Origin of the sequence: Mesorhizobium sp. M0898, from assembly GCF_040319695.1 — a bacterium.
Classification (GTDB): Bacteria; Pseudomonadota; Alphaproteobacteria; order Rhizobiales; family Rhizobiaceae; genus Mesorhizobium.
Genome location: NZ_JAMYOE010000133.1, coordinates 1 through 1,053, shown reverse-complemented (window position 1 = coordinate 1,053; position 1,053 = coordinate 1). Strand labels below are relative to the sequence as shown.

The window sequence follows — 1,053 nt, the reverse complement described above, 5'->3', positions numbered from 1 at the left end:
CTAGAGCGGTTCCTGATTTGACGGAATCGAAGGGGATTCCGGATCAGTCGGTTTTGTGATTCAAGATGCTGGCTGGAGTGGAGGCCAGCATCGGATGACGCGACCTCTTTCGGATGATCTTCGCGAACGTGTTGTAGCGGCGGTTTTGGGTGGCGAGAGCCGCCGGTCGGCCGCGAAACGGTTCGGCATTTCGGTTTCGGCGGCGGTGAAGTTGTTGCAGCGCCATCGGGCGACTGGCTCGGTTGCGCCTGGCAAGATGGGCGGACATCGCAAGAGGGTGCTGGAGCCGCACCGTGCCTTCATCGAGGCGCGTGTGCGTGAGACGCCGCATCTGACACTGCATGGTCTGAAGGATGAGTTGGCCGCACGCGGGGTCAAGGTCTCGCACAACGCGGTCTGGATGTTCTTGAGGCGCGAGGGCCTGAGCTTCAAAAAAAACGCTGTTCGCCCTTGAGCAGGCGCGCGCTGATATTGCCCGCAGGCGTCAGCGATGGCGCTCTTGGCAGGCCGGCCTCGATCCGCAGCATCTGGTCTTCATCGACGAGACCTGGATCAAGACCAACATGGCTCCGCTGCGCGGTTGGGGGCCGAAGGGCGAGCGGCTGCGCGGCTTGGCCCCGCACGGCCACTGGCGCACGCTGACCTTCCTCGGCGCGCTGCGCTGCGATAGGCTCGCGGCACCTTGCGTCTTCGACGGGCCAATCAACGGCCAATGCTTCCGCGCCTATGTCGAGCAGCAGCTCATCACCGTGCTGAAACCCGGCGACATCGTCGTCATGGATAATCTGGGAAGTCATAAGTCGGCGGCCATCAGGCAGATGATCAAGGCGGCCGGCGCCAGGCTTTGGTACCTACCGCCCTACTCCCCAGACCTCAATCCGATCGAGCAGGCCTTTGCCAAAATCAAACACTGGATGCGCCAAGCTCAGAAACGTACCGTCGAGGACACTTGGCGCCACATCGGTCACCTCGTTGAAACGATCGAGGCAACCGAATGCAACAACTACTTCGCAAACGCCGGCTACGCTTCCATCAAAACGTGAAAGGCTCTAG

The 1,053-nt window shown here is 61.3% G+C and carries 1 protein-coding gene; it reads left to right on the top strand.

Features of this window, described 5'->3' with window-relative positions; all coding sequences use genetic code 11:
• The first annotated feature begins 94 nt into the window (after positions 1 to 94).
• Positions 95 to 1,043 (top strand): IS630 family transposase gene (locus NKH90_RS34565; RefSeq protein ID WP_352503943.1). Its coding sequence is split into 2 segments (ribosomal slippage): positions 95 to 430 and positions 432 to 1,043, totalling 948 coding nucleotides; the frame shifts between segments, so codons are not numbered across the junction.
• Positions 1,044 to 1,053: the final 10 nt, after the last annotated feature.